Here is a 19247-nt window from a genome sequence, read left to right on the forward strand (position 1 = left end):
CTTTATTATCGTTTTAATTCTAATTATTTGATTAAAAGGCTTATTAAAATAAGTGCAAGAACTACTTGAAAGACTAAAGTAGACAAACCATAAATCAGTAATTTTTTTCCTGCTTTTATAAATTCAACCAAATTTAGTCGCAAACCAATAGCAGCTAAGGCAATAGTTTCACACCAACCGGATAGAAATTTTGCGGTAGCTGAAACTTCCGGCACAAAATGAATCAATGTATCTAAAGTACAAAGCACTAAGAAACCAAGAACATACCATGGTAAAAAAGAATTTCTTTTAATTTTTATTTGAGTAGGTCCTTGTTCATTTATTTTTTGTTTTTTACTTCTGAAACCAAAATATAAAACAACAAAAACGAGCATGATAATTCGCATAATTTTAAATAGAGTGGCTAAGGTTGTTGTGTTTGGATTTACCATTGTTGCTGAAGCAACGACTTGACCAACAGATTGTTCTGTTCCACCAATCAGTGCCCCCCTTAATAAATCATTATTACCGAATATCCAAGTTCCTAAAAATGGAAGACTTAGCATTAAAATAGTTCCCATAAGATTGACCATCGCAATCGATGTTCTTTTCTCACTGGTTTCAGCTCCAATAACTGGTTCAACTGCGGCAATTGCTGATGAACCACAAACTGCATTCCCAGAAGCCATTAGGGCAGAAACATTAGCAGAAAATCCTAGTTTCTTACCCATAAACAAAACAAAAATAATTGTTGAAATCATTTGTATTAGTATAAATCCTACTCCGGAGAATCCTAACTTACCAATGGTTTGGAAAGTGACTGTGGCCCCTAAAAACATCACTGAAAATTCCAAAAGTTTTTTTTCTGACCAAGCTGTTCCTGCAAACAAAGTGACTTGTTTGAAGTACAAATTACCTAAAATAATTCCTAATAATATTGCAATGGTTGCTGAACCTAAACTATGGAAGATGAAACGATTGAGTAAATAACTTACTATAGCAATGGCAAAGGAGAGCAGAAATCCTGGCAAAATACTCACTATGGCCTGTCTATCATTTTTAATATAATTTTTTAATTTTAACATTTTTCTACTTTTTCCTTTTTTAATTGTCTAGCATCAATTAGTTTACACAATCTCCTTTATTTTGTAAAATAAATTATTATCATTTTTAAAATTACTTTTATTAATTAAAGGAAGATTTATGTTCGCTTTACTCGAAACTTTTATTGCTGTGTTTGAAACCAAAAGCTTTACCAGAGCTGCTAATCAATGTTTTATTTCACAGCCAACCGCAACTGTTAGAATTAAAAAATTGGAGGAAGAACTAAAAGTTCAACTTTTTTCAAGAGGGCAACACCAAGAAGTAATTCCCACAGAAAGTGCCCACCTTCTTTATCCTAAGGCTTTAAAAACGCTCAATGATTGGAATGAATTACAATTTTCCCTAAAAAATCAGACACCTAGTCGTAAACCTTTTAAAATTGCTGCTTCCCATAGTTCAGCAACTACTGTTTTACCTTTGATTTTTAAAAATTTAATTCCTGAACTTGAACAACTTAACATTGAATTAATGATGCTTGATTCTCAAGAGGTTTTTGATTTAATTCGTAATCATGAAATTCATTTTGGAATTATTGAAAAACCGATGATGGATGAAACCATCGAAACTTTCCCACTTTTTAAAGATGAACTCGTTCTTGCTGGCAATCCAGAAAGTGACATCTTTTTTATTCGCGAAGCAGGGTCTGGTGTGGCTCATTATACACATAATTATCTTAAAGAAAATAATCTTAATCCAAAGAATTTGGTCAGCGTCAATAACAATGATATGATTGTCAGTCAACTTAAGGCTGGCATTGGCCTGTCATTGATTTCAAAACGATTTATTAATGAAAATATTGCTTTTCAAGGTCTTGGCGAACGTTATCAACGCATTTTTTATGGTCTTTCTTTTTTGTCTGAACAAGACAAATTGCTCAAAACTGTGATTAAAAAAATCAAAAATTTAAGTGAGTTTTAAAAAATTTACTGACAGAAATTCTTTAAGGTCATTCATCATTTTCTAAATTTCTGTCAGTCATTTTATCAGCATTTTTTACTGACAGTAAAAAAATCTTCTCAAGCCCATGCTTAAAGCGTTTACTGACAAAAAAATTTCTGTTAATTTTTTGAAAATATGTTAAAATAGAGAGAATAAAAAATTACAAGGAGTACTATTTTGGCTGAAATCGAAGAACTTAATGACCAAATGAAAGTCCGCCGTGAAAAAATGGAAAACCTGCGCGAAGCGGGAATTGACCCATTTGGACATAAATTTACACGTACGCACAACTCACAAGAACTACACGAAGCTTATGACGAAAAGACGAAAGAAGAATTGCATGAACTTGCGCTTTCAGGAATTGTCGCTGGTCGTTTGATGACTAAACGTGGTAAAGGTAAAGTCGGTTTCGCCCATCTTCAAGACCGCGAAGGCCAAATTCAACTTTATGTTCGTAAAGATGAAGTCGGCGAAGAAAATTATGAAATTTTCAAAAAAGCTGACCTCGGAGATTTCCTTGGTGTTGAAGGCGAAATCATGAAAACTGACATGGGTGAATTGTCAATTAAAGCAAAAAAATTGACTTTCCTCTCAAAAGCGCTTCGTCCTTTGCCTGAAAAATTCCATGGTTTGACTGACACTGAAACACGTTATCGTAAACGTTATTTGGATTTGATTTCAAATAAAGAAAGCTTCAATCGTTTTGTCACTCGTTCTAAAATTATCAGTGAAATCCGTCGTTATATGGATGGTCGTGGATATCTTGAAGTTGAAACTCCAGTACTTAACAACGAAGCCGGTGGTGCTGCTGCTCGCCCATTCTACACACATCATAACACTCTTGATATTGATATGGCGCTTCGTATTGCAACTGAATTACACTTGAAACGTTTGATTGTTGGTGGAATGGAAAAAGTTTATGAACTTGGCCGTGTCTTCCGTAACGAAGGAATGGATATGACTCATAATCCAGAATTCACAACAATGGAATCTTATGAAGCTTATGCTGATTTTGAAGATATCATGGATTTGACAGAAGGAATCTTCCAACATGTTGCTAAAACAGTAGTTGGTCAAGATGTTCTTGAATACGATGGTAAAGAAATCAATGTTGGTGGAAAATTCAAACGTGTTCACATGGTTGATGCCATCAAGGAAGTTGCTGGAGTTGATTTCTGGCCTGAGATGACTTTTGAAGAAGCAACAGCTCTTGCTAAAGAACATGATATTCATGTTGAAAAACATTTCACTTCTGTTGGTCATATTATTAACGAATTCTTTGAAAAATATGTTGAAGAAACTTTGATTCAACCTACTTTCGTTTTTGGTCATCCAAAAGAAATTTCACCACTTGCTAAAATGAATGAAAAAGACCCACGTTTTACTGACCGTTTTGAACTTTTCATCAACGGTAAAGAATACGCCAATGCTTTCAGCGAATTGAATGACCCAATCGACCAATTGGAACGTTTTGAAGCTCAAGCTAAAGCTAAAGAACTTGGGGATGATGAAGCAACTGGTGTCGATTACGATTACGTTGAAGCACTCGAACACGGTATGCCACCAACAGGTGGACTCGGTATCGGGATTGACCGCTTAGTGATGCTCTTTACTGGCACGACTTCAATCCGTGACGTTTTGCTTTTCCCAACTATGAAATAAAAAATAAAAACCGCTTTTGGCGGTTTTTTTTATTTCTGTCAGTAAATTTTTATTGGCAAAAGTACTGACAGAAATTAGCTACACTTAAATTTTAACTTATTCAAATTCAAAACTTTGGTCAGCAACATAAATCTGACTTTTGGGAATTCCAACGGCTTTTATTTTCTTATCTTTACTAATAAAAATAGCGCCATAAACTTCTGGATTTTCTGTCAGCCAATTTTCAATTGGACCGTCAACAAAAAATAATCGGGTCGTTTCAATTTCACCATCAATTGATTTTTTGGATAAAACAGTAACACTGGCCAGCTGATTATGGTGTGGATAACCTGTTTTGGAGTCAATAATATGATGATAAATCTTATCATTCACTTTCAAGTAACGCTCAGAAATTCCCGAAGTCACAACAGAACCTTCACCAGACAAAAGCTGTAGCACAGGTTTTTTATCATTAGTTAAAGGATTTCTAATGCCTATGCGCCATTTTTTATCTGTCTGATGCGGAGCTTCTCCCACCAATAAAAGATTTCCTCCTAGATTAATGATGCCGGAGGAGATACCGTAAGCATCCCAAAAATCTTTAATCCGGTCGGCAATATAACCTTTTGCTATCGATCCTAAGTCAATTTCCATCCCTTTTTCTGGCAAAAATATTGAAAATTCATCATCCCTTAGAATAATCCTATCTGGATTAATTATTTTTAACTTTTCATCTATTTCTGCTTGAGTTGGCAATTTAGCGTCTGAAAAGCCAATATGCCAAAGTTTAACGAGAGGACCAATTGCTGCATTAAAACCAAATGCTTCCTTGCTTTTTTCAAGCGCTATTTTTGTTAAGCTATAAACTACTCCTGATACTTGAACAGGCTCTATTCCTGCTTTATGATTGACAGCCATCAATTCTGATTGGTCACGATTTACCGTAAAAAGCTGCTCATAATACTTGATTAATTGATAAGTTTTATCTAATAATTCCTCGTCTTGATGACCATAAATTGTTAAGCTAATGACTGTCCCTAAAGCTCGATAAGTTTTGGAAATTTTCAAGGTTGACTTTTTTTCTAAAATTTTCATCAGTCTTCTTCTTCCGATTTTCCTCTTAATTCTCCAATATCATCAAACTCCCAAGTTTCTCCCTCTTCCAAAAATTGTAGATAGGCCGAATTTTCAGGTTCAATCACTTCTTCATACTCAGAAGCTCCTGTATCTGCATCGGAAAGAACTGGTAATCCTTGATTCGTTTCTTTAGTCCACCAAACTTCCTCGGTTTCTGTAGAGTTTTTACTTTCCTCACTCTCAATTATTTCTTTATTATTCTCTTTTTTTGGCGAAGGAAATCTCATCGGTTTTAATGTTTTACTGTAAATCATAAAATTATTAAAACAATGCTCCAACCAGCTAATTGTCCGTTCATCGATCAATTCATCTTGTTGATTAAATGCTTCAGCTGCTCGTCCTAAAAGAAATTGATTGGAAGGTAAAACAAAAGCATCCAGACCCGGTGAACTCAAAATTTGTCGAAGGTTTTCTTGGGCAAAAACAGTTCCCATATTTCCCAGAGAAACCCCAACAATCATAACCGGTAGACTGTTCAATGGCTGAGGTTTTATCCATGACAGCCATTCTATCAATGATTTCAAAGCAGCAGTAATCGCATGATCATATTCAGGCGTTGAAAAAATCAAACCATCCGCTTCTCTTATTGCCTCTGCAATTTTCTGAACACCTTCAGGAATTTCTCTGATATCCTCAGAAAATAGTGGCAGGTCTGTAATTTCTACTATTTCAATTTGTGCTTCTTTTGTAAAATGCTTTTTCATGTACCAAAGGAGTTTTCGATTATAAGAAAAACTAGCATTGGTCCCAACAATGGCGATAAACTTCATCCCATTTCCTCTTTCACTTGGTAATTTTGGGTAAGTAACTCTTAAAAATGTCCTTACTTCTCTTTATATTATAAATAAAAAACCACAACTCTATACGAATTGTGATTCAGATATTATTTTTCTCGACTCAAATCTACTTCTTCAAGTGGAATAATTTTTGTATTATACTTCCATTTATAACCAAAATAAAGAATAATGAAAATAGGAATTGCAGCGTATAAAGCTAAGCCTTCACCCCAGTGCTCACTAAAGAGCATGGCTGGGTCAAGATTAATGGCAATTGCCGCAGTCATCAAGAGCGCAACAATTGGACCAAATGGGAACCATTTAGCTTTGTAAGGAAGATCTTCCAATTTTTTCCCTTGAGCAATATAGGCTCTTCTAAAACGGATATGACTGATAGAAATTCCAAGCCAAGCAAGAAATCCTGTTAGTGATGATAAATCAACCAAGAAAAGATAAATTTGCGTTCCAAATATTCCAGTTAAGAAAGCAATAAAACAAATAATTGTTGTGGCTAATAGGGCATAAAAAGGAATTCCATTTTTTGCTGTTCGTCCAAAGAATTTTGGTGCGCCTTTTTCTTGTCCCAATGAATAAAGAATACGTGTTGAAGCATACATTACTGAATTTGCTGATGAAATTACCGAAGTAAGAATGACCGCATTCATAACTGAAGCTGCAACTGCAAAGCCAATGTTTTTAAAGACAATAGTAAATGGACTCATGACAGCTGTCGAATTTGGATTTAACAAGCGAGGATCTTTAAAATTGATAATTGCAGCAATCACAATGATTGAAAAGATGTAAAAGAGTAAGATACGCCAGAAAATAGAGTTCATTGCTTTAGGAATTGACTTACCTGGGTCTTCAGATTCACCTGCGGTAATCCCTAAAAGCTCAGTTCCTTGAAAAGAGAATCCGGCAATAAGTAAAACTCCAACAAATCCTGAAATTCCACCAACAAAGCCATGATTGCCAGCACTTAAATTGGCAACGACATCAACATTTCCTTGTCCCAAAACTCCAAAAATGGTAAGTAAACCAATAGCTAAAAAGAGGACAATCGTAATCACTTTAATCGTTGATAACCAATATTCTGTTTCCCCGAATGCTCCAACCGCCATAACATTAATAATAAAAATTAAGACCGTCGCAATTCCTGAAAATATCCAAGACGGAAGGTGCGGGAACCAAAACTGCGTAATCAATCCTGCTGTCGTTAAATCCACGGCAATGGTAATCGCTCCATTGAGCCAATAGTTCCACCCTAATGCAAAGCCAAAAGCAGGATCAACATAACGACCGCCATAATCGGAGAATGAACCTGAGGTAGGCAAATATGTCGCCATCTCACCTAAGGAAGTCATTACGAAGTAAACCATAATACCAATAAAACAATAAGCAAGAACTGCGCCCCAGGGACCTGCTTGACTAATTGTTGCTCCTGAGGTTAAAAATAAACCTGTTCCAATTGTACCACCCAATGCAATCATGGTGATGTGGCGCTGTTTAAGGTTGCGCTTGACCTGATTTTGATTTTCCATAATCTTTGCTTTCTAATCTCTTGTTTTTTTCTACAAACCAGAGCACGAACAAATAAAAAGACCAGTTGTCTTTACAACCGGTCTCTTGAGAATCACCGGCATAGATACTTGAGCGTACTCTAAAGCTGTATCTATACCTACTGTATGACACAACTCTTATCTATGCAAATGATGATGGCGTAATGAGAAGTTATTCATTTCGTGATTCTCCTTTCGTGATTTTTCTATATTCTATACCTTTTTTTTAGAAATTGCAAGAATTAATTTGATAAAAATTTATAATTACTCATTTTTATGTTAAAATATTCCTATGAATACGAATAAAAAAAATAATACAATTCTTTTTACAATCTTTGGGATTGTCTTAGTTATTGTCGTTGGACTCCTTGTTTTCTTTGCAAATCGTCCAAAAACAACTGATAATACAGCAAGTAGTACAAGCACTTCTTCAAGTCAAAAAGTTGATTATCCAACAAATTATAAATTACATGATGCAGTAAAAAATTCTACAACTGCCCTTAATGATTTGACTTTGCCACAACTTTCGACAACTGTTGCTGAGGATGAAGCTGAGGTCGAAATTAAAACGACTGTTGGAAATATCAATATTAAACTTTTCCCTAAATTGGCCCCTAATGCGGTTCAAAATTTCCTTGTTCTTGCAAAAAATGGTTACTACAAAAACAATGAATTCTTCCGTGTCATCAAAGATTTCATGATTCAATCTGGTGACCCTTCTAATAAAGGAACTGGTACTGCTTCAATTTTTGATGGGAAAACATTTGATACTGAAATTTCTAATCAACTGTACAATATCCGCGGTGCACTTGCTTTAGCAAATACCGGCCAAGCAAGCTCTAGCAGTTCACAATTTTTCATTGTGCAAAATTCCCAAGATATGACCAGTCAAATTCAAGACAAGACTAAATATCCTCAAAAAATAATTGATGCTTATAAAAAAGGGGGATACCCAAGTCTAGACGGAAGTTACACTGTCTTTGGTCAAGTTATCTCAGGAATGGATGTCGTTGATAAAATCGCTAAAGCCGAGGTTACATCAAGTGGTTCTGGCGAAGCTTCATCTCCTGTTGACCCTGTAAAAATTAAATCTGTTAAAATTCTTAAAAACTGGAAATTTTAATAAATAAAAAGTTACTGACAGAAAATCTGTCAGTAACTTTTTTTATTTCAATAAGTTTTTCATATCTTCTGGCATGTCTAATTCAACATGAACCATTTCGTCAGTAAAAGGATTTAAGAACTGTAAATGGTGACAGTGAAGGGCTTGACGTGAAATCAAATCATGATTTCCACCGTATAAATCATCACCAATTAAAGGATAACCCAAATGAGAAAAATGAACACGAATTTGGTGAGTTCTGCCTGTATGCAAAATAATATCAAGAAGGGCTAAATCATTTTTTCGCTCAGCAACAACGTAAGAAGTCAGAGCATCTTTTGCTTTTTCATCAAAGCGAACTTGCCTTTGAATAATCGAATCATCACGACGTCCAATTGGTAAGTCAATTCGACCAGAATCTGGTAAATCTTGGTCATTTACAATGGCAAAATAGCGTTTTTCCATCGTGTCGCGAAATTTATGTTGATTCATTAAAGCATGTGCATAACGATGTTTAGCTAAAAACATGATTCCACTGGTATCACGGTCTAGTCTAGTGATAATATGCACCGTTTGATTAGCATAATTTTTTTGACTAATATATCCTTTGACAGCATTTGACATGGCCCCAGTCGGATGCAAGGACCCTGTAATTGATGGCTTGCCTGCTGGCTTTTCAACCACTAAATAGTGGTCATCTTCAAATAGGACATTGAGTGGAAAATCATCAGGAATTAACTTTTCATTATCTGGCTCATCTGGGACTGTGACCGTCACCAAATCATTCTTTTCCAGACGATAAATGGCATTTTTTTCCTGACCATTAACTGTTATTTTTCCACCATCAAATTTTACTTTTGTCAGTAATCTCCTAGAAATACCGTGACGGCTTAGCATTGATTTAACCATGCTTCCTTCAATCTCGTTTCTAAAAGCAAACTGCATTACTCAACCTCCCCAATAAAGGACTTACTGACCCGTTCCCAAAATGGTGTATGAGCGCAATTTGCAAAAGAAATCGTTGTTCCATCCAATGAAAATTCAATTGATTTGATATTTTTGTATTCAAAAGTCAACTGGTCAAAAGTCAAACTATAATCATCCTCTGGCGCAGGACAAACGGTAATTATATCTTTCTCAGCTACAATCATTGGTGAACCTAATGTTCGATAAACGACATTGTTCAAACTTGCAATTTCAGCAACTTGCATTGCTTTTACCCGCGGATGAACAACGGCTCCTCCAATTGATTTATTGTAAGCCGTTGAACCTGTTGGGGTTGAAATTGACAAGCCATCCCCACGAAAACGTTCAAAAAGATAATCAGAAATTCTAACATCCCCAACCATCGTTTTACTTGCACGTCGAATCGTTGCTTCATTGAGAACGTGCCGTACAATTTGATATCCGTCAGTAAAACTAACTTGAACACGAATGAGTGGATAGTGAATCGCTTGAGCTGGATTTTCATCATAAAGCGCCTCTACGACTTCAAACAAATCTTCGTCAGTAAAATCAGTATAAAAGCCCAAATGCCCCGTATGAACACCCAAAAATCGCACACGATCTAGCTGATATTCGTACATGTGCATTGCTCTTAGAAGCGTCCCATCTCCTCCAACTGAAATCACAATTTCAGGATTAATATCATCAAAAACGAAATGTTCAGCTTTCAAAATCTTGCTCAATTTATTGAGCGTTTTTTTGGATTTTTCACTCGAATTTCCAATAAGCCAGACTTTTTTACCAAAGTTCATTTTCTTCACCATTTTCTTTTTTAAAGTCTTGTTTTTGCTGAGGACTATCAAAAAGTAACTGTGCTTCTTGAATATCCTCACGGATTTCACCCATTTCCAAATCAAGTTGAGCAGCTTCACGCGCTGCATTAGTCAATCTTGCCTTGACATCCTCAGGAATTAAGCCCCCGTACTTATAATTAAGAGAGTGTTCAATCGTTGCCCAAAAATTCATGGCTAAGGTTCTAATTTGAATTTCAGCATTGACTATTTGGAAACCATCAATTGTATCAATTGGATACTCAATGATGACATGATAAGAACGGTAACCAGAAGCTTTTTGGTTATTAATATAATCACGTTCTTCAATAATTTTAAAATCTTTGCGTTTACGTAAAAGCTCCAACACATCCCAAACATCATCAACAAACTGGACCATCACTCGAACACCAGCGATATCTTCCATTTCAGCTAAGTTTTCTCGTGTGTAACCACGAAGTTTGGCCTTATTTCTGATTGATTCACGACGTTTCACGCGCCCCGTAACAAATTCAATCGGAGAATAAAGTCCTTTCTTCAAATATTGCTTACGAACGCCCCGAAATTTTATTTTTAACTCGCCAACTGTTTGGACATAAGGGTCCAAGAATTCTTCCCAATTAAACATTTTTTTCACTTTGCAAAAGCAATTGCTCTCACATACTCCTTTTTTGAGTATTTAAATCTTAAACGATTTCTGACTTCTATATTTATTAGAATCACATCTAATATTTTAACATAAGTTTGCTTTATTCACATTATTACTACTTAAATGCTTTAAATTTCAATAAAAAAAGAGCAATCATTTTGCCCTTTTTAGTTCTTAATTATATCTTTTACTTTTATCTTTTTTGAAAAATATCTCTGAAGTTCAATAACAATAATGATTGAAACGATAATCAATAAAGTCCATGAAGAGATTTTACCTAAATCAACAAATTGCCAAGCTTTTAATTGATAAGAATAAGTCCAAGCACTAAAATAAGAACCAATATTCTCTGCAAAATAAATAAAGAGACCGATTAAAAAGAAACTCAAAATTGCCGGCATTTGATAACGTTTTGTCCGCAATACAAAAGTAAATTTAGTTTTCCAGAAAATCATTAAAATAAAGAGATAAAAGATATTTCTGAAATCAAAGCCAAAGGTTCCACTAAAAAAGTTGAGATAAATAAGAACAGAAATACCAATGGACATCAACCAATGCGGCCAATTGATTGCTTCTAAATCAAACTCTTTTATTGCCCGAACAATATAAGAACCAATTGCCGAGTACATAAAAGCACTGTATAAGGGAACATCCATAATTTTAAATAAGCCAGCATCTGGATAGGACCAACTCCCATGCTTTACTTTAAATATTTCTAAAATCATTCCCAAAACATGGAAGACCATGATTGGAATTAAATCATAAGCTCGCTCATATTTGCTGACCAAAAGTATCATTTGAATGACGATGACGCAAATCAATAAAGTGTCATAACGTGCAAGATGTGGAATTTTGATGAAGGTAGTCACAATTAATGACAGAATAATGGTAATTCCAAAAATTGCTGACCGAAATTGTTTCAAACCAAAATCCCAAAAATCTTTTAAATGATATTTCTCTTCTACTTTTTCCATAGCCTTAATTCTATCATATTTTCAGTCCTTGTCTAGTCTCCTTCATTTTTAAAGCTTCCCTTTGTTTCTCTGCTTTGAGCCAGCTTTTCTCCTTCTTCAACTTAGGGCGCAACTTTACTTATAGTCAGCCTTTTGATATACTTTTAATTAATATATCGTTTAACCCAACTGAAAGGAAAGATATTTTCTTTAGAAAATTATCTTAAAAATTAATTAATGAGTACGAATTTGGAGATTGAGTATAAGTCGCTATTGTCGCTGGCTGAGTATGACCAGCTCAAAAAACTCTTTACTCACGTAACCCCTGTTAGGCAAACTAACCACTACTTAGATTCAAAAGATTTTAAATTACGCAAGAAAAAATTGGCTTTGCGTATTAGAACTTTTGATAAGTCCGCAGAAATGACTTTAAAAGTTCCGCAAGAAGTTGGAAATATTGAATATAATATTGATCTCAGTCTTGAAGAAGCTCAACAACTCCTTGGCGAGCGAAATATTGTCTGTGGAGAGACTGATTTAAGTGAAATCTGTGAGTTACTAACTGCACGAGATATTAATCTTGAGGAAATCACTTTAATTGGAAGTTTGACGACGATTCGTTATGAGCAACATCTTCCAATTGGGCTTGCTGCATTAGACAAGAATGATTATCTAGGGCATACTGATTATGAGCTTGAGCTTGAAGTAGATGACAGCAAACAAGGGAAAAAAGACTTTTTTGACTTTTTAGATAAAAATCGAGTTGAATATCGTTTTTCAAAATCCAAAGTTGTTCGTTTTTTAGACTGTTTAAGACATTTACGAAAATAATTTTTAAAATTTTACTGACAGAATCCTGTCAGTATTTTTTTATAAAAAAAATGTCTGACAAGTATCAGGCAGTTTTTTCAATTTGTTCTAAGTATTGTTGTAAGAGCGCATGAGGACAATCTTCAATTTTCAAACATTCCTCATTAGTCATAATCAGACTTGCTGGAGAGGCTTGAAAATCATTTTTTCTAAAATCTTTTAACATTAAAGCGAGATGTCTTTTAGCAAAAGAACGATACTCCATAAAATTCAGAGTAGACACGCCGATTTCTTTCAAAATCTGCTGACGAACTTGAACTGTATAATCTAAAATCGTCGTTTCTTCTAAAACATCCTGCAACAATAAGAGAAAAGCTCTTCCTTGTTTTCGTCCGTAAAGATTTACAGTTAGATAATCAAGTGATACTTTTCGCAAACGGTCATAACAAGCATTTAACGAAACAATATTTTTAGGCAAATCTTCTGCATCCCGTAGTTGCTTAGCCGCAGGTAAAGTGACAATCGGATATAAATGCCAATCATTATGATCAAATGGTTCTAAATGGTCTAAAATGGGAGTGAAGTAATAATGAGTCTCCAACATAGTTTTTCTTCCTTGGTTTTGGGTATCGTTTCATGGTTGAGAAGAAGTGATAATCAGAATCTATAGAATACAACTTTTTTACAAATTCCAGACTTCATCAAATGAAGCAGTATTACTCTACCAAGTCTCCTCTCTTTTTTTACTATATTAACAAAAAAAGTCTGCTCACTCAAATAATACACAATACCAATTACATTATTGACACGTGAGCTCACTTTTATTCCCTTATTTACAAGCGCTCAATTTCCTCTTTAACGGCAAGATTAGTTTGAGCAAAAGCTTCAGAAAAGTTTTGGTCAAGTTCTTTAATATGACCCACACGTACCTTTTTAACAAATTTCAAATCTTTTAATTTACTCAATGAATCTGAAAGATTTTCATTATTGACATAGAGTAAACTATAATTTGATTTTTGGCTTGTATAAACCACATCGCCAAATTTACTTAATTGTCTTGTTCCTTTATATGAATAGCAATAAACATAAACTGCGATTCGCTCCTTTATAAAAAGGGGGCGAATTTCTTTTTTCTCAATGCTTTCCATGATGTCGTCCATGTTGCCCTCCTTTCAACGGTAAATTCTCATCAACATAAATCTGTTCCGAAATACTATTTGTAATTTTCTTAGTCAAAGCTGTCAAAATTTGTTGAAGGTCGTTTTCTGCCAAACGAAAGGCATAAACCTTCTCATTCAAATTTATTTCATGCTGAAGCGCTCTTAGCTCTGGCCGAAAAGCGACATATTCAGAATTATCCTGTAAAGTTTTAAGCTGACTTTGTAAATTTTCATCTGCCATAAAATCAGCTTTAGCTTTCTGATAAGCTTCAACTTCTGGAAATTTCAAAAACTCGTCCACTATCTTTTCCAACAAATTATCTATTTCTAATAGATTTTGGTCGATTATTAACATATTTTTATTATATCATAAATATCAAATGATACACTTTACTGTTATTTTTAGCAAAAAAGAATATGACTCTTGATACAAATTTATTAATTTGGTATAATAATTAACACATTATTGGAATTATCTGATAATTTAAGGGAGGAAAACTTTTGGAAAATCTTCAAGAGAAACATGAAGCTCAACGGGGCTTACAGAACCGACATATTCAACTTATTGCTATTGCTGGAACGATTGGTACCGGACTTTTTCTAGGAGCTGGAAAAACCATTCAAATGACTGGTCCAAGCGTTATCTTTGCTTATATTCTTATTGGGATTGCGATGTTCTTTTTCTTAAGAACAATCGGAGAAATGCTTTACAACGACCCTAGTCAGCATTCATTTTTAAATTTTGTCACAAAATATTCAGGCGTCAGGACAGGTTACTTCACTCAGTGGTCTTATTGGTTAGTTATTGTTTTTGTTTGTATCTCTGAATTGACAGCAATCGGAACTTATATTCAATTTTGGCTTCCTCAGGTTCCACTTTGGTTGATTGAAATTGTCATGCTAGCTCTTCTTTTTGGACTTAATACTTTAAATTCTCGCTTTTTTGGTGAAACTGAATTTTGGTTTGCGATGATTAAAGTAGCAGCAATCATTGGAATGATTGTCACTGCGATTATTTTAGTAGCTGGTAATTTTCACTATAGTACTGTTTTAAGCGGAAAAACCGTTCATGACTCTGCTTCACTAAACAACATTTTTGATGGCTTTCAACTCTTCCCACACGGTGCTTGGAACTTTGTTGGTGCCTTACAAATGGTTATGTTTGCCTTTACTTCTATGGAATTTATTGGAATGACTGCGGCAGAAACAGTTAATCCTAAAAAGAGTTTACCAAAAGCAATTAATCAAATTCCAGTACGTATTTTACTTTTCTATGTTGGAGCACTTTTGGCTATTATGGCTATTTTCAACTGGCACTACATTCCGGCTGATAAATCTCCATTTGTTATGGTTTTTCAACTTATTGGAATCAAATGGGCAGCGGCGCTCATTAACTTTGTTGTCCTGACTTCTGCCGCTTCAGCGCTTAATAGTTCATTATTTTCAGCAACACGAAATATGTACTCACTTGCTCAACAGCATGATAAAGGAAGATTAACTCCTTTTACAAAACTTTCTAAGGCGGGAATTCCTATCAATGCTCTTTATATGGCAACTGCTCTCTCGCTTTTGGCTCCTGTCCTGACTCTTATTCCTCAGATAAAAAATGCTTTCGATTTTGCAGCCTCTTGTACGACTAATTTATTTTTAGTGGTTTACTTTATCACCCTCTACACTTATTGGCAATATCGAAAATCTGAAGATTACAATCCTAAAGGTTTCTTGACACCAAAACCTCAAATTACCGTTCCCTTTATCGTAGCTATCTTTGCAATTGTCTTTGTTTCTTTGTTTTTCAATGCTGATACCTTTTATCCGGCCTTGGGAGCTATTGTCTGGACAATTTTCTTTGGACTCTACTCGCACTATAAAAAAATCTAAGCGAGTCATCTTTTCCTAGACAGAGTGACTTCTGAAAAACTAAATGAAAAAGCGTATAATATAATATTATGAATACAAATCAAAATGAAGAAAACAAGCCCTCGCAACGTGGTTTAAAAAATAGGCATATTCAACTTATTGCCATCGCTGGAACAATTGGTACGGGATTATTCCTTGGTGCCGGAAAATCGATTCACCTCACTGGCCCATCAATTATTTTTGTTTATTTAATAATCGGTGCGCTCATGTATATTCTCCTAAGAGCTATCGGGGAGATGCTTTACCAAGATCCCAATCAACATTCCTTTTTAAATTTTGTTTCACGCTATCTCGGTGAAAAGCCTGGTTACTTTATTCAGTGGTCTTATTTATTGGTTGTTGTTTTTGTAGCTATGGCTGAGCTAATTGCTATTGGGACTTATATTAATTTTTGGTTGCCGGATTTACCAATTTGGATGACAGAAGTCTTTGTATTAGTTCTTCTAACTTTATTGAATACTTTAAATCCAAAATTTTTTGGAGAAACTGAATTTTGGTTTGGGATGATTAAAATTGTGGCGATTATTGGTTTGATTTTAACGGCAATAATCCTTATTTTTAGTCATTATCATACAGGAACTGATACTGTAAGTGTAACTAATATCACCAAAGGCTTCGAGTTCTTCCCAAATGGGCTTTCTAATTTCTTTGAAAGCTTCCAGATGGTCATGTTTGCTTTTGTTTCGATGGAATTCATCGGAATGACTGCAGCAGAGACAGATAATCCTAGACCAACTTTGAAAAAAGCGATTAACCAAATTCCAATTCGAATTGTCCTCTTTTATGTTGGGGCACTGCTGGCAATTATGAGTATCTACCAATGGCGCGATATTCCGGCTGATAAATCACCATTTGTTACCATTTTCCAACTCATTGGAATCAAATGGGCAGCGGCTTTAGTGAACTTTGTTGTACTAACTTCTGCTGCTTCAGCTTTAAACTCTGCCCTCTTTTCAATCACTCGTAATCTTTATTCTTTATCAAAACTCAATAATGATAAAATACTTAAACCATTTACTAAATTTTCAAAAGCTGGTGTACCAGTAAATGCTTTACTTTTCACCTCATTATTAATTCTATTTACTCCATTCATCTCGATGATTCCTGCGATTTCTAATTCTTTTGTCTTTATTACCAGTGTCGCAACCAATCTTTTTCTAGTGGTTTATCTGATGACCTTAATTACTTATCTTAAATATCGGAAATCAAGCGATTTTGATCCTAAAGGGTTTGTTTTACCTGCAGCCCACATCTTTATTCCATTAGCCATTGCTGGATTTGTTTTAATCTTTATTTCACTATTCTGCTTTAAAGATACAATTGTTCCGGCCATTGGTTCTGTGATTTGGGTTCTTATCTTTGGACTATTTACTTTCTTTAAAAAAATAAAAACAGCTGAATAATCAGCTGTTTTTTTAATCTTCGAGTTCGAGTTCAATTTCTTCAGTTTCGACTACTTTTTCTTCTTTTTTAGCTTTAGTTGCCTTAGCTTTTGTTGAAGTATCTTCTGTAGTTTCTGCTACTTCTGCTTCATCAAGAAGACCGTGTGCGGCACGAACTTTATGGTCAATTTCATCAAAAATTTCTTGATGTTCTTTGAGATAGTTCTTCGCTTTTTCTGCTCCTTGACCAATTTTTTCGTCATTGTAAGCAAACCAAGCGCCTGATTTTTTGATGATTCCTTCATCAACAGCAATGTTTAAAAGTTCACCGGTTCTTGAAATTCCTTCACCAAACATGATATCAACGAGAGCAACCTTGAATGGTGGAGCCACTTTATTTTTAACGACTTTGATTTTTGTGATTTTACCGATTTGGGTCTTGTTATCTCCAGAACCTTCTTCGATTTTTGTTGAACCACGTACATCAAGACGTACAGAAGCGTAGAATTTCAATGCACGACCACCAGGTGTTGTTTCTGGCGAACCAAACATAACCCCAACTTTTTCACGCAATTGGTTGATGAAAATAGCTGTTGTTTTTGTTTTATTAATATGTCCTGCAAGTTTACGCATGGCTTGTGACATCATACGAGCTTGAAGCCCAACTGAACTGTCACCAATTTCACCGTCAATTTCGGCTTTAGGTACCAAAGCTGCAACTGAGTCAATAACAACTAAGTCAACTGCACCAGATGTAATCAATTTTTCAGCAATTTGAAGCCCTTGTTCACCATAGTCTGGTTGTGAAAGTAAAAGTTCATCGATATTGACACCGAGCGCTTTTGCATATTCTGGGTCAAGCGCATTTTCAGCATCGATAAAGGCTGCAATTCCACCTTCTTTTTGAACCGCTGCAACGGCATGAAGAGCGACTGTTGTTTTACCAGAAGATTCTGGTCCGTAGATTTCAACGATACGTCCTTTAGGATAACCACCTGCACCAAGCGCAATATCAAGTGCAAGTGAGCCTGAACTTACTACTGACACTTTTTGGTTGGCTGCTTCGCCAAGACGCATAAGTGAACCTTTCCCAAAGTCTTTTTCAATCAGAGCAAGTGCATCTGCCAAAGCTTTGTCACGTTCAGCGCCATATTTTTTGGTAATATCATCAAAATTTGTTTTTTTCTTTGTTGCCAAATTTTATCTCCGTTATTCTTTATTTATTGTTTAATTATAGCATTTTTCAGGATTTTTTATAAGCCCCTATATTCTATCTATACGTTTTTTTATTAACTTTGTCACTGAGTTTTTTAAATTAATTTTTAAAAGCTGTCAGTAAAAATCAAGTCATTATTTTTGCTGACAGAATGGGCAAAAGTGGGTCCCCCGACCAGCCACTTTTATTTTTTGAATTTCATTGCCACAACGCACACATTTTTCCCCTGTTTTTCCATACACTCGTAATTCGTCCTGCATTTTTCCTGTTGAACCTAAAGCACTATAAGTTCTGATGCTTGAGCCGCCTAATTTAATTGCTTTTTGCAAAATTTCAATGATAGAATCATGTAAAAGATGAATAGAACTTTCTGTCAGTTGATTTGCCACTTTTTCTGGATGAATCTTTGCTAGCCAGAGCACTTCATCAACGTAAATATTTCCAAGTCCAGCCACTAATGTTTGTTCAAGTAGAAAAGGTTTAATTTTCTTTGTCGATTTCTGCAATTTTTCTCGGAAAATCTGTTCATCAAAAGTTTCATAAGTTGGCTCCGGACCAATGTTTTTCTTCAAAAAATATGGAAGGACTTGGTCAGTAGAAATCAATTCCCAAGTTCCAAATTTTCTTACGTCAGCATAAATTAATTGTTCGTCAGTAAATTTAAGGGCTAAATGGTCATGTTTTTCCATTGGAACATTGAGGCTTGCAAGTCGATATTTTCCTTCCATCCGCAGATGAGAAATCAAACGATCTTTCTCGCCAATTTCAAAAATTAAATATTTTCCGCGACGTGAAATGCCATGAATGGTTTTTCCTGTCAATTCTTTTTTCAATTGCTCAAAACCAGTTAAAACCATTCTTGGATAAGTGGCTTCTATAGATACAATTTTTTGTCCAACAATTCTTTTTTCAAGCTCTCTTCTCACTGTTTCAACTTCTGGTAACTCTGGCATTTTTCCCTCACATCAAAAAATTTACTAACAAGTCTGTCAGTAAATTTTAATTCATTTTTTACTGACAACTTTCTTTTGTATTCTTAATTAAATTTAAAATATAAAATAGTCACTGACAATTATCATTAGATAAGTTTCATCAGTGACTATTTTAACATTTCTCATTCATTTTTTTATGATAAAGATTTCAAA

19 protein-coding genes are annotated in these 19247 nt (G+C 34.8%); 6 read left to right on the forward strand and 13 right to left on the reverse strand.

The annotated features are described in order from the left end of the window. Positions 1 to 23: 23 nt before the first annotated feature. Entirely contained in the window at positions 24 to 1064 is a 1041-nt protein-coding gene (locus AB6B24_RS05150) for a YeiH family protein (protein ID WP_058219151.1), read from the reverse strand. Between the two features lie 118 nt (positions 1065 to 1182). Here AB6B24_RS05150 and AB6B24_RS05155 point away from each other — a divergent pair, with 118 nt between their 5' ends. Beyond that, a complete protein-coding gene (locus tag AB6B24_RS05155) occupies positions 1183 to 2001 on the forward strand; it encodes a LysR family transcriptional regulator (RefSeq protein ID WP_015425826.1) in 819 nt (272 codons plus the stop codon). 198 nt (positions 2002 to 2199) lie between these two features. Beyond that, positions 2200 to 3684 carry a lysine--tRNA ligase gene (gene lysS, locus AB6B24_RS05160; RefSeq protein WP_311802114.1) on the forward strand — a complete coding sequence of 495 codons (1485 nt, stop codon included), beginning with the start codon at positions 2200 to 2202 and terminating at the stop codon, positions 3682 to 3684. A 96-nt stretch (positions 3685 to 3780) separates the two neighbouring features. On the opposite strand, the gene AB6B24_RS05165 is transcribed toward lysS, so the two are convergent. The 3 genes from AB6B24_RS05165 to AB6B24_RS05175 all read right to left on the reverse strand — a co-directional run bounded on the left by AB6B24_RS05165 (position 3781) and on the right by AB6B24_RS05175 (position 7117). Next, positions 3781 to 4758, reverse strand: coding sequence for an FAD:protein FMN transferase (locus AB6B24_RS05165; RefSeq protein WP_311803981.1), 978 nt, complete (start codon positions 4756 to 4758; stop codon positions 3781 to 3783). Continuing rightward, the gene (locus AB6B24_RS05170) at positions 4758 to 5570 is read right to left on the reverse strand and encodes an NADPH-dependent FMN reductase (RefSeq protein ID WP_029344830.1); all 813 of its coding nucleotides are present in this window, start codon (positions 5568 to 5570) and stop codon (positions 4758 to 4760) included. The genes AB6B24_RS05165 and AB6B24_RS05170 overlap by 1 nt, the downstream gene beginning before the upstream one ends. A 113-nt stretch (positions 5571 to 5683) precedes the next feature. Then, positions 5684 to 7117, reverse strand: coding sequence for an amino acid permease (locus tag AB6B24_RS05175; RefSeq protein WP_010905304.1), 1434 nt, complete (start codon positions 7115 to 7117; stop codon positions 5684 to 5686). 310 nt (positions 7118 to 7427) lie between these two features. Between AB6B24_RS05175 and AB6B24_RS05180 the strand changes: the two genes are divergently transcribed. Then, positions 7428 to 8258 carry a peptidylprolyl isomerase gene (locus AB6B24_RS05180; RefSeq protein ID WP_311803980.1) on the forward strand — a complete coding sequence of 277 codons (831 nt, stop codon included), beginning with the start codon at positions 7428 to 7430 and terminating at the stop codon, positions 8256 to 8258. Between the two features lie 42 nt (positions 8259 to 8300). Here AB6B24_RS05180 and AB6B24_RS05185 read toward each other — a convergent pair whose 3' ends face one another. The 4 genes from AB6B24_RS05185 to AB6B24_RS05200 form a co-directional block, all read right to left on the reverse strand. Continuing rightward, complete coding sequence (locus AB6B24_RS05185; RefSeq protein WP_311802119.1) at positions 8301 to 9182, reverse strand: RluA family pseudouridine synthase; 882 nt, start codon at positions 9180 to 9182, stop codon at positions 8301 to 8303. Continuing rightward, entirely contained in the window at positions 9182 to 9994 is an 813-nt protein-coding gene (locus AB6B24_RS05190) for an NAD kinase (RefSeq protein ID WP_260311586.1), read from the reverse strand. The genes AB6B24_RS05185 and AB6B24_RS05190 overlap by 1 nt, the downstream gene beginning before the upstream one ends. Further along, positions 9981 to 10640, reverse strand: coding sequence for a GTP pyrophosphokinase family protein (locus AB6B24_RS05195; RefSeq protein WP_015425820.1), 660 nt, complete (start codon positions 10638 to 10640; stop codon positions 9981 to 9983). Before AB6B24_RS05195 ends, AB6B24_RS05190 begins: the two co-directional genes overlap by 14 nt. A 188-nt stretch (positions 10641 to 10828) precedes the next feature. Continuing rightward, the gene (locus AB6B24_RS05200; RefSeq protein ID WP_311803979.1) at positions 10829 to 11635 is read right to left on the reverse strand and encodes a DUF817 domain-containing protein; all 807 of its coding nucleotides are present in this window, start codon (positions 11633 to 11635) and stop codon (positions 10829 to 10831) included. A 216-nt stretch (positions 11636 to 11851) separates the two neighbouring features. On the opposite strand from AB6B24_RS05200, the gene AB6B24_RS05205 reads away from it, so the two are divergent. Continuing rightward, positions 11852 to 12445: a CYTH domain-containing protein gene (locus AB6B24_RS05205; protein WP_010905301.1), complete on the forward strand. Its 594-nt coding sequence runs from the start codon at positions 11852 to 11854 to the stop codon at positions 12443 to 12445. A 64-nt stretch (positions 12446 to 12509) separates the two neighbouring features. Here AB6B24_RS05205 and AB6B24_RS05210 read toward each other — a convergent pair whose 3' ends face one another. The 3 genes from AB6B24_RS05210 to AB6B24_RS05220 all read right to left on the reverse strand — a co-directional run bounded on the left by AB6B24_RS05210 (position 12510) and on the right by AB6B24_RS05220 (position 13939). After that, positions 12510 to 13028, reverse strand: a complete 519-nt coding sequence (locus AB6B24_RS05210; RefSeq protein ID WP_003131623.1) for a hypothetical protein — start codon at positions 13026 to 13028, stop codon at positions 12510 to 12512. 229 nt (positions 13029 to 13257) lie between these two features. Beyond that, positions 13258 to 13572: a YlbG family protein gene (locus AB6B24_RS05215; protein ID WP_162523694.1), complete on the reverse strand. Its 315-nt coding sequence runs from the start codon at positions 13570 to 13572 to the stop codon at positions 13258 to 13260. Further along, the gene (locus tag AB6B24_RS05220) at positions 13559 to 13939 is read right to left on the reverse strand and encodes a YlbF family regulator (protein WP_311803978.1); all 381 of its coding nucleotides are present in this window, start codon (positions 13937 to 13939) and stop codon (positions 13559 to 13561) included. Before AB6B24_RS05220 ends, AB6B24_RS05215 begins: the two co-directional genes overlap by 14 nt. Positions 13940 to 14085: 146 nt before the next feature. Here AB6B24_RS05220 and AB6B24_RS05225 point away from each other — a divergent pair, with 146 nt between their 5' ends. Continuing rightward, positions 14086 to 15465 (forward strand): amino acid permease, encoded by a 1380-nt coding sequence (locus AB6B24_RS05225; RefSeq protein WP_047205639.1) that lies wholly within the window; start codon positions 14086 to 14088, stop codon positions 15463 to 15465. Between the two features lie 68 nt (positions 15466 to 15533). Further along, a complete protein-coding gene (locus AB6B24_RS05230) occupies positions 15534 to 16907 on the forward strand; it encodes an amino acid permease (RefSeq protein ID WP_003131627.1) in 1374 nt (457 codons plus the stop codon). Positions 16908 to 16919: 12 nt separating this feature from the next. Here AB6B24_RS05230 and recA read toward each other — a convergent pair whose 3' ends face one another. After that, complete coding sequence (gene recA / locus AB6B24_RS05235; protein WP_023189932.1) at positions 16920 to 18083, reverse strand: recombinase RecA; 1164 nt, start codon at positions 18081 to 18083, stop codon at positions 16920 to 16922. 153 nt (positions 18084 to 18236) lie between these two features. Continuing rightward, positions 18237 to 19055: a DNA-formamidopyrimidine glycosylase gene (gene mutM / locus AB6B24_RS05240; protein WP_010905298.1), complete on the reverse strand. Its 819-nt coding sequence runs from the start codon at positions 19053 to 19055 to the stop codon at positions 18237 to 18239. Positions 19056 to 19247: the final 192 nt, after the last annotated feature.

The organism is Lactococcus sp. AK05, from assembly GCF_041026685.1.
Taxonomy (GTDB): domain Bacteria; phylum Bacillota; class Bacilli; order Lactobacillales; family Streptococcaceae; genus Lactococcus; species Lactococcus lactis.

Coding starts and splice junctions, on each gene's coding strand:
- AB6B24_RS05165 (WP_311803981.1), bottom strand. CDS start 4,758: ATGAAAATTTTAGAAAAAAAGTCAACCTTGAAAATTTCCAAAACTTAT.
- AB6B24_RS05200 (WP_311803979.1), bottom strand. CDS start 11,635: ATGGAAAAAGTAGAAGAGAAATATCATTTAAAAGATTTTTGGGATTTT.
- AB6B24_RS05195 (WP_015425820.1), bottom strand. CDS start 10,640: ATGTTTAATTGGGAAGAATTCTTGGACCCTTATGTCCAAACAGTTGGC.
- AB6B24_RS05150 (WP_058219151.1), bottom strand. CDS start 1,064: ATGTTAAAATTAAAAAATTATATTAAAAATGATAGACAGGCCATAGTG.
- AB6B24_RS05220 (WP_311803978.1), bottom strand. CDS start 13,939: ATGTTAATAATCGACCAAAATCTATTAGAAATAGATAATTTGTTGGAA.
- AB6B24_RS05230 (WP_003131627.1), top strand. CDS start 15,534: ATGAATACAAATCAAAATGAAGAAAACAAGCCCTCGCAACGTGGTTTA.
- AB6B24_RS05205 (WP_010905301.1), top strand. CDS start 11,852: ATGAGTACGAATTTGGAGATTGAGTATAAGTCGCTATTGTCGCTGGCT.
- mutM (WP_010905298.1), bottom strand. CDS start 19,055: ATGCCAGAGTTACCAGAAGTTGAAACAGTGAGAAGAGAGCTTGAAAAA.
- AB6B24_RS05175 (WP_010905304.1), bottom strand. CDS start 7,117: ATGGAAAATCAAAATCAGGTCAAGCGCAACCTTAAACAGCGCCACATC.
- AB6B24_RS05210 (WP_003131623.1), bottom strand. CDS start 13,028: ATGTTGGAGACTCATTATTACTTCACTCCCATTTTAGACCATTTAGAA.
- AB6B24_RS05190 (WP_260311586.1), bottom strand. CDS start 9,994: ATGAACTTTGGTAAAAAAGTCTGGCTTATTGGAAATTCGAGTGAAAAA.
- AB6B24_RS05155 (WP_015425826.1), top strand. CDS start 1,183: ATGTTCGCTTTACTCGAAACTTTTATTGCTGTGTTTGAAACCAAAAGC.
- AB6B24_RS05170 (WP_029344830.1), bottom strand. CDS start 5,570: ATGAAGTTTATCGCCATTGTTGGGACCAATGCTAGTTTTTCTTATAAT.
- AB6B24_RS05215 (WP_162523694.1), bottom strand. CDS start 13,572: ATGGAAAGCATTGAGAAAAAAGAAATTCGCCCCCTTTTTATAAAGGAG.
- AB6B24_RS05185 (WP_311802119.1), bottom strand. CDS start 9,182: ATGCAGTTTGCTTTTAGAAACGAGATTGAAGGAAGCATGGTTAAATCA.
- AB6B24_RS05180 (WP_311803980.1), top strand. CDS start 7,428: ATGAATACGAATAAAAAAAATAATACAATTCTTTTTACAATCTTTGGG.